14 protein-coding genes are annotated in these 11,872 nt (G+C 46.0%); 8 read left to right on the top strand and 6 right to left on the bottom strand.

Features of this window, described 5'->3' with window-relative positions; translation table 11 throughout:
* Together BLV90_RS14245 and BLV90_RS14240 are read left to right on the top strand one after the other, a co-directional pair.
* Positions 1-129: zinc ribbon domain-containing protein (locus BLV90_RS14245; RefSeq protein ID WP_143035066.1), on the top strand; the 129-nt coding region annotated here is incomplete at its 5' end.
* Positions 130-243: 114 nt separating this feature from the next.
* Positions 244-888 carry an MOSC domain-containing protein gene (locus tag BLV90_RS14240; protein ID WP_091742537.1) on the top strand — a complete coding sequence of 215 codons (645 nt, stop codon included), beginning with the start codon at positions 244-246 and terminating at the stop codon, positions 886-888.
* Positions 889-981: 93 nt separating this feature from the next.
* Here the strand turns inward: BLV90_RS14240 and BLV90_RS14235 are convergent, their stop codons facing one another.
* The 4 genes from BLV90_RS14235 to BLV90_RS14220 all read right to left on the bottom strand — a co-directional run bounded on the left by BLV90_RS14235 (position 982) and on the right by BLV90_RS14220 (position 4,399).
* Positions 982-1,227 carry a hypothetical protein gene (locus tag BLV90_RS14235; RefSeq protein WP_091742534.1) on the bottom strand — a complete coding sequence of 82 codons (246 nt, stop codon included), beginning with the start codon at positions 1,225-1,227 and terminating at the stop codon, positions 982-984.
* Positions 1,228-1,301: 74 nt separating this feature from the next.
* Positions 1,302-2,450 (bottom strand): AI-2E family transporter, encoded by a 1,149-nt coding sequence (locus tag BLV90_RS14230; protein WP_091742531.1) that lies wholly within the window; start codon positions 2,448-2,450, stop codon positions 1,302-1,304.
* 81 nt (positions 2,451-2,531) lie between these two features.
* A complete protein-coding gene (locus tag BLV90_RS14225; RefSeq protein ID WP_091742528.1) occupies positions 2,532-3,137 on the bottom strand; it encodes a hypothetical protein in 606 nt (201 codons plus the stop codon).
* A 113-nt stretch (positions 3,138-3,250) separates the two neighbouring features.
* Positions 3,251-4,399 carry a cysteine desulfurase family protein gene (locus BLV90_RS14220; RefSeq protein WP_091742525.1) on the bottom strand — a complete coding sequence of 383 codons (1,149 nt, stop codon included), beginning with the start codon at positions 4,397-4,399 and terminating at the stop codon, positions 3,251-3,253.
* A gap of 174 nt (positions 4,400-4,573) precedes the next feature.
* Here BLV90_RS14220 and BLV90_RS14215 point away from each other — a divergent pair, with 174 nt between their 5' ends.
* From BLV90_RS14215 to nadA, 3 genes are read left to right on the top strand one after another with little or no spacing between them, the layout of a single operon-like run.
* Positions 4,574-6,124, top strand: a complete 1,551-nt coding sequence (locus tag BLV90_RS14215) for an L-aspartate oxidase (RefSeq protein ID WP_091742523.1) — start codon at positions 4,574-4,576, stop codon at positions 6,122-6,124.
* Entirely contained in the window at positions 6,090-6,941 is an 852-nt protein-coding gene (nadC, locus tag BLV90_RS14210) for a carboxylating nicotinate-nucleotide diphosphorylase (RefSeq protein ID WP_091742520.1), read from the top strand. Before BLV90_RS14215 ends, nadC begins: the two co-directional genes overlap by 35 nt.
* A complete protein-coding gene (nadA, locus tag BLV90_RS14205; protein WP_091742517.1) occupies positions 6,938-8,044 on the top strand; it encodes a quinolinate synthase NadA in 1,107 nt (368 codons plus the stop codon). The genes nadC and nadA overlap by 4 nt, the downstream gene beginning before the upstream one ends.
* A 100-nt stretch (positions 8,045-8,144) precedes the next feature.
* Here nadA and BLV90_RS14200 read toward each other — a convergent pair whose 3' ends face one another.
* Positions 8,145-8,561, bottom strand: a complete 417-nt coding sequence (locus BLV90_RS14200) for an organic hydroperoxide resistance protein (RefSeq protein ID WP_091742514.1) — start codon at positions 8,559-8,561, stop codon at positions 8,145-8,147.
* A 33-nt stretch (positions 8,562-8,594) separates the two neighbouring features.
* Positions 8,595-9,074, bottom strand: a complete 480-nt coding sequence (locus tag BLV90_RS14195; RefSeq protein ID WP_091742511.1) for a glutathione peroxidase — start codon at positions 9,072-9,074, stop codon at positions 8,595-8,597.
* A 317-nt stretch (positions 9,075-9,391) separates the two neighbouring features.
* Between BLV90_RS14195 and pilM the strand changes: the two genes are divergently transcribed.
* Genes pilM through BLV90_RS14180 form a run of 3 tightly spaced genes read left to right on the top strand, consistent with a single transcriptional unit; the run spans position 9,392 to position 11,830 of the window.
* A complete protein-coding gene (pilM, locus tag BLV90_RS14190; RefSeq protein ID WP_091742508.1) occupies positions 9,392-10,396 on the top strand; it encodes a type IV pilus biogenesis protein PilM in 1,005 nt (334 codons plus the stop codon).
* A complete protein-coding gene (locus BLV90_RS14185) occupies positions 10,393-11,067 on the top strand; it encodes a hypothetical protein (RefSeq protein WP_091742505.1) in 675 nt (224 codons plus the stop codon). The genes pilM and BLV90_RS14185 overlap by 4 nt, the downstream gene beginning before the upstream one ends.
* The gene (locus BLV90_RS14180; RefSeq protein ID WP_091742502.1) at positions 11,060-11,830 is read left to right on the top strand and encodes a hypothetical protein; all 771 of its coding nucleotides are present in this window, start codon (positions 11,060-11,062) and stop codon (positions 11,828-11,830) included. The genes BLV90_RS14185 and BLV90_RS14180 overlap by 8 nt, the downstream gene beginning before the upstream one ends.
* The last annotated feature ends 42 nt before the right edge of the window (positions 11,831-11,872 follow it).

Below are 11,872 nucleotides of genomic sequence, written 5' to 3'. Positions count from 1 at the left end.
GTGAAGAACCTGAATCTTCGCACATGGATATGCCCTACGTGCCACTCTCACCATGACCGAGACATCAATGCATCCAAGAACATCTTGCAAGAAGGACTAAAGATTTTTGCGGTTGGGCAGACCGTTTAAGCTTGGAGTATATCCTGTCAGTAGACGGGAGTTCCCAAGAATCCCACTGCTTCAGCTGTGGGAGTGTCAATTGCGATGATTAGTTAACACGCTTGCAGGAGAGTGAGTTAAATAATGACCAAGCCGTATATTTACTCGATTCAGGTAGGAAAACCAAAAACATACGAGACGCCAAAGCGGAAATGGACGAGTGGAATCAGTAAAAAACCAGTATCAGGACCGGTTTACCTGGGGAAGACGAATTTAGCTGGAGATGGACAGGGAGATATGAAGAATCACGGTGGCCCCGATAAGGCAGTGCTAGCCTACGGGATCGCCCATTATCCTCGATGGCAGGAAGAGCTAGAAGGTCTAGATCTCCGTCGGGGAGGATTTGGAGAGAACTTTACCATTCACGGTCAGACAGAGGTCGATGTCTGTATTGGAGATATCCTTCAAATTGGGGAAGCAGTTCTCCAGGTGGCGCAAACTCGAATGCCTTGTTGGAAGTTGGACGCCTTATGGAATTATGAAGGGCTGTCTACACAGGTGAAGGAGACAGGAAGAAGTGGCTGGTATTTAAGGGTGCTGGAGGAGGGGTTCGTTGAAGAAAAACAGGAGATCGCTTTGTTAGAACGAACTTACGATAACTGGACCATCGCAAAGGTAAATACAATCCTTCACGATAAACAAACACCGAAAGAAATTGTAAAGGAATTAATGGCTTGTCCTCCCTTGGCTGTATCGTTGCGCAACATTCTTGCCAAGAGGGTTGGATAATTAGGGCAGGATGATTTCATACCGAAAAACCCGCAATAGGACTTTCCTTATTAACAGCGAAAGGGTATTGCGGGTTTTCAGTATGGAAGAATATTATGGCCGCTCTACATAATGGGCCCGGTCAATTAATAGGCGATGATGTTTTAATGCTTTCTGCAAAGGTTCCCATATTTCATCGATGACTTCACTGTTGCCAGCAAGTTGGGCACTTTTTAAATGGCGCCGTAAGGGTGCAATGGTTTGACTGTAATAGAGATCGGCTTCTTTTATCCTTTTTTTTCGAATAGGCGCTTGCATCCTGGGTTGATTCTGCCTGCTTTTTGACCGTTTTTTTACCATGATGGGGTCCTCCTTCAAAAAAGCCTACTCCACTGTATGCGGAGAAGGCTTTTTCGGGTGAGGAGGTGGGGGGATTAATCGTTGTCGCTTCCTTCTTTTTTAATGGCTGCCTGCCGTTTATTGCGATTACGCAGGCGTAAGAGCCGGTAGGTATGGCTTACAATTACTTTTAAGATGGCGTAGGTAGGTACTGCGAGCAAAAGGCCGAGGAAACCGCCCAAACTTCCTGCGACCAATAACAGAAGAATGATCGTGAGGGGATGAATGTTTAATGTGCGTCCCATCACTTGGGGCGAAATAAAATTCCCTTCGATTTGTTGGACAATAATAACGACGATCAAAACCAGCCATACCATAGGGGGGTCCGTAGTTAAGGCGACGATGACAGCGGGAATTGTGCCGATTAAGGGACCAATAAAAGGGATGATGTTGGTACACATGGTGACCAGCGCCAGCAGCAGAGAGTACTCTAGTCCGATGATCAAGTAACCGATATAGACTAAAACACCGATACAAAAACTGACAAGTACCTGGCCTTGGATATAGGAGCTGACGGCATTATCCATATCGTTGAGAATTTTACGACCTTCTACGCGTTGGGAGGGAGGGAGAAAACGGAGCACTTGTTTTGGCGCCGATTCCCCTTCTTTAAGCATGTAAAAAAGAATAAAGGGAACAGTGACAAATACAACGACGATTCCGGTGATGATCCCGATAAAGTTAGCAATATTCGTGACGATAGAAGTATAACTTGTGTTTAGATAATCGGTAAATTGAGAGATGTATTGATTTAAATTCTCTCCTTGGAGTGGATTCTCTTGAGTGATATAACCCTTTAGATAAGGATTATTTTGTAACATCTTTTGCTGATCTATTAAGTAAGCTTGTAAGTTTTTCATCAGGGCAGGAATATTACTCACTAATTCGGTAATCTGTTTTGTAAGCGGGGGACCGCCTAGAACGATGGCTAAGGTGATGAGTCCCGCGGCCATTCCATAGATTAAAAGAATGGAAGCAACTGGAGGGATTTTTTTTCGTTCCAACGCACGCACAACGGGACGAAAGAGATAGTAAAGAACACCAGCAACTAAAAATGGAAAAAAGAGCGTTTGAACCAGGATGACAAAGGGACGGAAAACGAAATCAATTTTGGTGCCCATATAAATGATCAAAAAGGTTAACAGAATTGCATAACCATAACGAAAAGGTTTAGATTGTGGCACGAATAGATGATCTCCTCTCGTCCTTAGATTAATCAACTATTACCAGTTTACACAAAGAACAAAAAAAAATCCCGCTAACTGTTAATAGCTCGTGGGAGAAAAATTGAAATTATGTGGAGAATAGGGAAGATCCCCGCCATCAGTCTCATCCCCAGGTGGTTGAATAGGAGTCTCTGCTCCAGGATCGTCTGAATCTGGGGGATAAGGTTGCTCTGGTTTCTCGTTATGTGGTCTTTCTTTAGGGCTCTCTGTATGTTCTCTGCGCTGGCTATCATTTGGAGAGTTGGGGGCACCATTCCGAGAACGAGGATCTCCATCTTTCTTTTCGGAGCTCTGTTTCTGCTCACTTGAAGATGAAGTGGAATTAAGAGAGTGGACGGGGGCGGAATTCGCCCGTTTCTGCTGGGTATCGGGTGTGGAGGTAGATGAAGCTACAGCAGGATCTTTTTCCTTCTCTCCCCTTTTCTCCTGTGTCTGGTTCGCAGATAGCCGGAGTTTTGTTTTTATCATGCTGGAGTTGATTTCAGCAGCGGAAAGGGACGGGGAAGAAAATAAACTACTACGAGGTGCTTGAGCTACTGGTGGAGATGCAAAGCTAGTCAAGACAAGTCCTCCCACTAATCCGAAAACGGCCAAGTTGTTCCTTAGTGTCATCCGACGACGGAAGGGGTTTCGGGTGATTTTCATACCATAAACCTCCTTTCATCCGAGTTGTCGACAAGGTTCTACATCGTTGTTAGTGTAACAAAGATGAGAACGCTTGTCTGTAATTATGAAAGAATTCTGCAGAATTTCTGTTATCAGGATTGAATTCGCGCCCGGAGCTCTTTAAGAATGACTTGCAGGTGGTTGGCAAGTTCATCCGTCATCTCCATGGTTGTTTCTTTTCCAAGGGTGATTCTCAGGCTCTGATGAGCGACTTCATCGGGTTGGCCCATGGCGACTAGTACATGGGAGGGAGCACCTTTCCCAGAGCTACAAGCTGAACCGCTGGACACAGCAATACCCACCCGATTTAACTCTAACAAGATGGCTTGCCCTTCCACCCTATCGAAGCGAAGGTTGAGGTTATTGGGTAAGCGGTTTTCAGGATGGCCATTGAGAGAAACATCAGGGATCGTCTCGTGGATTTTCTTCCATAAGTGATTGCGAAGTTGCGTTAAGGTGTGCTCTCGTTCGCTTACTTCCTTTGCTGCTAATTCCGCTGCAACACCTAAACCAATAATTCCAGTCACGTTGTGTGTAGCTGGACGAAGTCCCCGTTCCTGCCCACCACCAAATGAGATGGGATCGATACGTACCCCTTTGCGAATATATAGGGCTCCTATTCCCTTCGGGCCATTCACTTTATGTCCACTGATCGAGAGAAAATCTCCCCCTAATTGCTTTACATCCAGGCCTTTCTTCCCAAAGAATTGAATCGCATCGGTGTGGAAGCGAATGTTGCGTTCCTTAAGAACAGATGCAATGGTTTGAATGGGCATCAGGGTACCCACTTCGTTATTAGCAGCCATAATACTGACGAGGATGGTTTCCGGAGTAAGGGCTTTTATCACTTCATCTGGATGAACGGCCCCCTTATCATCCACAGGAAGTAGAGTGATGCGAAATCCTTCTTCTTCCAATGAACGGCATGTTGCAAGGACAGCGGGATGTTCCACTTGTGTAGTAATTATATGATTTCCTTGTTTGCGGAGTCTTCGTGCAGTACCAATGATGGCCATGTTATTCGCTTCCGTGCCGCTACCTGTGAAAATAATCTCACGAGGCGATGCACCGATGGCGCGGGCAAGCTGGCTCCGAGCTAACTCCACCATTTGATACGCAAGGGTTCCTTCATCGTGTAGACTGCTGGGATTGCCGAAATGATCGAAGGAGTGGATCATTGCTTCTCGTACCTCTGGGCGAATGGGTGTAGTGGCACCATGGTCAAAATATAGACGTTTCATATTAAGCCCTCCTTTTATAGCCGCTCTCACAACCCATTATAGCGTAAGGGCGGGGGTTTGCGCATCACTTTGTGAAACGTATCCCATATAGAAAAATTTCTCATTGACAAATAGCCTAGAATATAGACAATTAAGGAGAAACACTAGTGACGACTATGTGAAAGGAATCACATTATGGACCGGATCACAACCGACTATCTAGTTGTAGGAAGTGGAATAGCAGGGTTAACTGCAGCTCTCACCTTGGCGGAAAAAGGCCGGGTAACCGTGTTGAGCAAAACTCGTACCGATGACGGCAACTCCGCTCGTGCACAAGGTGGGATTGCCGCTGCGGTTGGGAAGGGTGATTCCCCTTCCTTGCATCGAGACGATACTTTACGTACGGGCGTTGGATTATGTGAGCCCGATGCCGTCAATGTGTTAGTAGAGGGTGGAGCCGACGCGGTCAAACAGCTGGATAAATGGGGAACACCCTTTGACAGTGGCTCGGATGGGTGGAACCTAGGGCGAGAAGGTTCCCATAGTGTTCATCGTATTCTCCATGTGTCCGGAGATGCGACGGGTGCGGCGATTATGAAAGCACTGCTTAGCAAGGCAGTGGAAAATCCAAGAATCCGTCTCCTTGGGAACACACGAGCAGTGGATTTGGTGGTGGAGGAGAGAGTATGTATCGGCGTGAGTGCTTTTCACGCTGGTAAGGCAGTCCTTTATTTGGCGCGTGCCGTAATATTGGCCACCGGTGGTTGTGGACAGATCTATCGCTACACGACCAATTCTCCTGCTGTGACAGGTGATGGATTGGCAATGGCATGGCGAGCTGGGGCGGAAGTGCGGGATATGGAGTTTGTGCAATTTCATCCAACTGCGCTCGCCATCGATGCTAATCCGATGTTCTTGATTTCTGAAGCTGTACGTGGCGAGGGAGCTGTCCTGGTTAATGATCGAGGGGATGCCTTTATGTCCCGCGTGCATGAATGGAAGGATCTTGCCCCACGCGATGTCGTATCACGGGCGATTGATAGTGAGATGCGAGCAGGGCGAAGGGTATATCTCGATGCAACATGTCTAGGCGACACCTTTGCTAGTCGCTTCCCTACTATTTATGAACGTTGCCTTAAAGCAGGGATCAATCCAGCGCTGGATTGGATTCCTGTCACACCTGCCACTCATTTTTTGATGGGTGGCGTGGCGACGGATACGGTTGGGCGCACTACAATCCCTCATTTGTTTGCCGTTGGTGAGACTGCTTGTACAGGTGTGCATGGAGCCAATCGTCTGGCGAGCAATTCACTATTGGAAGGAGCGGTTTTCGCGCAACGAGCAGCGCGCGAAGCGATGACACTCTCGAATCCTTCGAGATTTCCCCGCACCGTTTCCATGCCGATCTGCTCTCGAGATGAGGGCAAAGAGGCGGCGTGGAAAGAAGAGCTTCGTCAGTTGATGTGGGAACATGCAGGAATTATCCGTGACGGTTACACCTTACAGTGTGGTTTAGAAAAACTGGCTCGTTTAGAGAGGAAAGTTCCTGTAAGCTTCCTTGAATGTCGAGATATGATCACGATTTCACGATTGGTGATGGAGTCTGCACTCTGGCGTGAGGAGAGTAGGGGTGGTCATTACCGAAAGGATTATCCAGAATCTATTCCTAGGTGGGCGACAACTAGAAGTTTGATGCAAAGGGGGCGTCAGGATGAATCCGTTGTGGTTGCAGGAGATTGTACATGATGCTTTGAACGAAGATATTGGTCAAGGGGATTTGACCACAGAAGCGCTCATCCCAGCTGAAATGATGGGCGAGGCGATTTTCCTCGCAAAGGGAGCGGGTGTGGTCGCAGGCCATGAAACCGTAAAAGAGGTTTATCGGCAATTGGATCCACAGGTGCGTTTGCACCTGGAACGAGAAAACGGGGATCGAGTGGAACCTGGAATGGTAATTGCTCGGGCGGAGGGGAGTATTCGTAGCCTATTGATTGGTGAGCGCGTAGCTCTCAACTTCTTACAACGACTTTCGGGTATTGCGTCGATGACTCGTGGCGTTGTGGATCAATTGGAAGGGCTCACCTGTCGTGTATTAGATACAAGGAAGACCACACCGGGCCTTCGCTTATTGGAAAAAGCGGCAGTTTATGCAGGTGGAGGTGTAAACCACCGTTTTGGACTCGGGCATGGTGTGATGATTAAGGATAATCATATTGCTGCGGCTGGGAGCCTTTCACAGGCAGTGAAGCAGGTACGCAGTCGTTTGGGACATATGGTTCAAGTAGAGGTAGAAGCCGACACCCTAGAACAGGTGAAGGAAGCACTTTCCCTCGATGTCGATGCTATTTTGTTAGACAATATGAACCTCGATCAGTTACGGGAGGCTGTCCATTGTATTGATGGGCGTGTGTGGACTGAAGCTTCTGGTGGGATTACTCCCACTACTGCACGTGAGATAGCACAGACCGGTGTCAATGGGATTTCGCTGGGATGGCTTACCCACTCCCCAACCGCTTTGGATATTAGCTTAGATTTAATTGTGAAGAAGGAGGTACTATCATGAGTGAAAGCCTATTAATTACCCGTCCTCAACTACTGCCCGATGCTTACCGCAATCTATCCGATCAAGAATATGATGAACGAATTTTACGTGCTAAGGAAAGATTGGGAGATGATCTTGTCATCATGGGTCATCACTATCAACGGAATGATGTGATTCGTTTTGCTGACTTTACTGGAGACTCCCTTGAATTAGCTCGGATTGCTGCTCGTGAAAAACAGGCAAAATCAATTATCTTCTGTGGTGTTCATTTCATGGCTGAATCTGCGGATATATTGTCCCATGACGGGCAAGTGGTCATTCTGCCCGATATGCGTGCAGGTTGCTCCATGGCAGATATGGCGGATATCGATGAACTAGAGGAAGCCTGGGAGATCATCCAAAACGACTTAGGAGATACCGTCATCCCGGTAACCTATGTAAACTCTACTGCGGCAATTAAAGCCTTTGTGGGACGCCATGGAGGTACTACATGTACCTCGACCAATGCAAAGGGTGTGCTCGAGTGGGCTTTCAAACAGAAAAAGCGTGTCCTGTTCTTACCTGACCAACATTTAGGTCGGAACACAGCCTATGAGATGGGGATTCCCCTCTCCCAAATGGCCGTCTGGAATCAATTGACGAACGAGTGGGAAGAGCAAACAGGTCCGATGGAAGATTGGCGTGTTCTTTTGTGGAAAGGTCATTGTTCAGTCCATACAAAATTTTCTGTTGACCAAATTAATCGTTTGCGGGAACGTGACCCAGAGATAAAAGTGATCGTTCATCCAGAGTGTACCTTTGATGTGGTTCAAGCCGCTGATTTAGCTGGCTCTACAAGCTATATTATTCAACAAATCGAACAAGCTCCTGCTGGTAGCAAGTGGGCTGTAGGAACAGAGGTCAACCTAGTCCAACGTCTAGCAGATACGCATCCAGAGCAACACATTCAATTGTTGAGTCAAACAATGTGTCCTTGTCTGACCATGAATCGAATTGATCGCCCCCATCTATTATGGACCATTGAAGGTCTTGTAGAAGGTCGTGTGATCAATCAGGTATCCGTCGATGCTGAAACAGCAAAATGGTCTCGCATCGCCCTAGACCGCATGCTCTCTATCGCCTAAAAATAACAGAGAAGAAGGGCTAAAAACCGAGTAGCTGTCCTGAGAGGACAATCGGTTTTTAGCCCTTCTTTTGTTATGAAAGAGGTTTTTCAACGTAAGCTCACAATACCTCATACTCTACTTCTATGTTTCCGCGCGTAGCTTTAGCGTATGGGCATACTTTACTGGCTTCTTTAACCAGTTTTTGCGCCGTTTCACGATCAACATCAGGGATCTTGATTTGTAACTTAGCGGCGAGACCATATCCACCATCACTGTCTTTACCGATGGAGACATTGGCAGTAACCTCAGGATTGCCTGTACTTACTCGCTCTTTACGGATAACTAAGTTCAGGGCACTATTAAAGCAAGTGGAATAGCCTGCTGCAAATAGTTGTTCTGGATTCGTAGCATGTCCACCTGGTCCGCCCATTTCCTTCGGAGCGCGTACATCGAGATCAATCACACCATCTTCAGAAACAACTCTACCATCGCGACCACCTTGTGAAGTTGCAGCAGTTGTAAAAAGGGGTTTCATAACAGTTCCTCCTCATAGTCCTTGGTTTTAGATTCAATTAGAAAGCGCTTTTTTAATATCCTTCCCTAACGTAGAAGGTTTAGTCGTTGGAGCAAATCGTTTGATTACTTTACCGTCTCGACCGACAAGGAATTTCGTAAAATTCCACTTTATCCCTTCTCTGATCAGACTAGGTGCTTGTTTGCATAAGTAACGAAACAAGGGGTGTGCGGTTTCTCCTCGGACATCTGTCTTTGCGAACATGGGGAAGGTGACACCGTAGTTCACTTTGCAGAAGGATTGAATGTCCTCATTCGTTCCAGGTTCTTGTTTCATAAATTGATTACTTGGAAAGCCAAGGATTTCAAAGCCTTGATCTCGGTACTGTCCATATAGTTTCTGAAGCTCTTCATACTGGGGTGTAAATCCACACTTGCTTGCTGTATTCACAATTAAGAGCACGCGTCCCTCATATTCGGCTAGGGGTTTTTTCCCTCCCGTAATTGTAACTGCATCGAAATCGTAGACATTCATCAGGTCACCTCCAGCCATAATTAATTTCTTGCAATTTAATTGTACACAATCAAAATAAGGAATGCAAGATAAAAGTGAGTGAATAAAGATCCTGTGACTCAACTACTTTTCCCTTTTTGAATTTAACTAGTCACCACCCATTTATTAGGAGGATAGATATTACGCCTTAAGTTGTATATTCGAGATAAGTGATTTAGTATATTTTTGTAGTGATAAAATGAAATTGGTTCACAACCAGGAGATTAGATCTTTAAAGTCCAACATTATATGGTACGGTTCTCGAAGGAGAAAATGATTCGAGGCGGGGGAGAACATCTATGTCTTTGATTCCAAAGTATTCGATGGGGATAGAGTTATCCGATTCCCTATTTAAATTAGTGGAGATTCGCCAAGGTTTCCGACGAACGCATTTAACACAGTATGTTGCGCATCCTCTATTACCAGTTTGGTCGGGGAAGAGGGAATTGGATGAACGTGAAGAGCTTATCCAATCCATTCAAGATGCATTATTAGGGCGTAGATTTCGCACAAGGAAAGTTCATCTCTCCTTAAGCAATCGTCATGTAGTGACGGGAGTTTGGTATGTGCCAGAAATGCGAGCAGGGAGGATGAGGCGCTGGATTGAGAGCAAGGTGTTCTCTGATTGGGAGCTTCCCTTTGATGATCCCATTTTCGATTTTAAAACGATAGGCCATGTGTGGTCGGATGGGGATCAACAAGAGGTACTTGTAGTAGCCACTTCTCGTCGTTATGTAGAGGAAATGACCGATCTGATTCGTTGGTGCGGGCTCGATCCGGTCTCTGTAGGCCTCTCTTCTCTCGATTTGCAAAGGTGGGTCGATTTTTCGGGTGAGACAAGTCCTCACCGATGGGCTACGTTAACTATTTCTCGTACAGGGGTGGAGGTGAGCCTATTTTTTCAAGGTGTGCTCCAGGGAGGATCGTATATGCCTCTTTCAATGGTATCGTGTCTTCAGGATGTACCTGATCGACCTACAATCGATCCTCTGGCTCCCATGTTGACTAGGGAGGATCAAGTCTCATCCTATGGAAAGGCGTTAGTAGGCGTATTGAAGAGAGTAGAACCTGAATGGCTACGCAAAGAATTGTGGCAATCTTCTAGGAACTGGATGATATCTGGAGAGGGAGTGGATTTTGATCTGCTACTCCTACATCTCCAAATGAAGGATGGTCCATCTGTGTATTTAGGGCCTAGTCCGGATGACCTATTAAGCGATGAGATGAGCCTAAAAGCATCCCGTTGGTTGGGCAATGCGTTATCTGTCCCCTTGGGAGCTGCGCTCACGGGGGTGAGTTCATGAATTTGATGCCATCTATTCCACCAGGTAAGCGCTATTTTCGTTTAGGACTAATCATTATTATCTTGTGGTTGTTCAATTTGGCATTGGTAGTTGGTTGGGTATGGAAAGAACAATCCATTGCGACAGAGCGATTGGAGAAGAAAGTAGATAAAGGAAAATTACAACAAGCAGATACCAGAAATCGTGTCCATGAATACAAAAACTTTATGAATGAATATGGTCCTACTGTCCGTTATCGTAAATCGGTGGAAGCGTTAGATGAATCAACAATTAATTGGAGTGACTCCCTTTCCATACTGACAGAACATCTTCCGAAGGGTGCGACATTATTTCAAGCAAAAGCAGATAATGATCTTTTAGATGGATGGGCGGTTTTTCCCACACCAGAAACATCGATTAACTATCTCGATGAGTTGAAGAAAGATTCTCGGGTGAAGGAAGCTTATTTGGACTGTTTTGGGAGCCAATGTGCAGAAAAATTCACCTTGCTTAAAAAAGCAGGGACCCAGATTGCCCATTTTCATGTCACTCTACAAGAGGAGACGGAGGGAAATGATCCGTTAACAGCGTCGCCGGTTCCTATTCAGAATACCGGTGGAAAAAAATCAACCACCCCACCTGGGAAGAAAACAGAAAAAAAAGAGAGGGGAGAGGGGAAGGACCATGGGTGATAAGATTCGTCCAGCAGGGTGGTACAAAACAGGAAAAACACTGCTACTGATTTGGGGGATAGGAACCGTGTGTGTCAGTGGCATAGCCTTGGCAGTCCTTTACCCCACTTACATAGAGAAGGAAGATCAATACAGGGAACTCAAATCCTTAAAAACCTATCATGCTAAACAACAACAGACACTGGTTGCAGATAAGCAAAAGCCAGTAGCACCTGGTTTTGAAGAGTTAAAGGGTCTCCAAGAAAAAGTTCCTACCGATGTAGATTCCGCTCGTTTACTTCGTGATCTTACCCAAGTTGTGGAAAAAGCAAAGGCTACCTGGGTAGAACTTCGTTCAGCAGATCGACTAAAGGATTTAAAACCCTTAGATGAAGGGAAAGTAAAGGCTGAAACCACTGTTCAAAGGAAGGAGGACGACTCTTCACAGAACCAGGTGAAGGAACCTTCGCCACCTTCTAATAAAAAACTTCAGCGATATTGGGGAGATCTTTACGTTCAGGTAGATTCAAATTCCTTTACCTCACTGTTGCAAGAATTGGAACAGCTTGATCGAATCATCGCTGTGCAGGGTTTTGAATATGTAGATCAAGTAGACTCTAAAACAGGGAACTTACGCATTCGTTTTGCTTACTATGCGTACAAGGACGCTGTTGTCGAAAAGAGCATACCAAAAAAGGACACGGTAACAGATCTATCTAGGCAACCCTCAGGGGAGCCTTCACCTCCAGCTAAAGGGAAGGAATATCAGAAGGGTAATCCCTAATTCGTGAAATGTAGAGAAACGGCTATGGTTTGAAGAAATGGG

This window comes from Marininema mesophilum (assembly GCF_900106775.1).
Taxonomy (GTDB): Bacteria; Bacillota; Bacilli; order Thermoactinomycetales; family DSM-45169; genus Marininema; species Marininema mesophilum.
Note: the sequence above shows the minus strand (reverse complement) of the source record. Positions and strands in the feature narration are given on the sequence as shown.

Excerpts from the sequence above, each read along its gene's own strand:
- BLV90_RS14240 (WP_091742537.1), top strand. The coding sequence starts at position 244 with ATGACCAAGCCGTATATTTACTCGATTCAGGTAGGAAAACCAAAAACA.
- BLV90_RS14235 (WP_091742534.1), bottom strand. The coding sequence starts at position 1,227 with ATGGTAAAAAAACGGTCAAAAAGCAGGCAGAATCAACCCAGGATGCAA.
- BLV90_RS14225 (WP_091742528.1), bottom strand. The coding sequence starts at position 3,137 with ATGAAAATCACCCGAAACCCCTTCCGTCGTCGGATGACACTAAGGAAC.
- BLV90_RS14220 (WP_091742525.1), bottom strand. The coding sequence starts at position 4,399 with ATGAAACGTCTATATTTTGACCATGGTGCCACTACACCCATTCGCCCA.
- BLV90_RS14215 (WP_091742523.1), top strand. The coding sequence starts at position 4,574 with ATGGACCGGATCACAACCGACTATCTAGTTGTAGGAAGTGGAATAGCA.
- nadC (WP_091742520.1), top strand. The coding sequence starts at position 6,090 with ATGAATCCGTTGTGGTTGCAGGAGATTGTACATGATGCTTTGAACGAA.
- nadA (WP_091742517.1), top strand. The coding sequence starts at position 6,938 with ATGAGTGAAAGCCTATTAATTACCCGTCCTCAACTACTGCCCGATGCT.
- BLV90_RS14200 (WP_091742514.1), bottom strand. The coding sequence starts at position 8,561 with ATGAAACCCCTTTTTACAACTGCTGCAACTTCACAAGGTGGTCGCGAT.
- BLV90_RS14195 (WP_091742511.1), bottom strand. The coding sequence starts at position 9,074 with ATGAATGTCTACGATTTCGATGCAGTTACAATTACGGGAGGGAAAAAA.
- pilM (WP_091742508.1), top strand. The coding sequence starts at position 9,392 with ATGTCTTTGATTCCAAAGTATTCGATGGGGATAGAGTTATCCGATTCC.
- BLV90_RS14185 (WP_091742505.1), top strand. The coding sequence starts at position 10,393 with ATGAATTTGATGCCATCTATTCCACCAGGTAAGCGCTATTTTCGTTTA.
- BLV90_RS14180 (WP_091742502.1), top strand. The coding sequence starts at position 11,060 with ATGGGTGATAAGATTCGTCCAGCAGGGTGGTACAAAACAGGAAAAACA.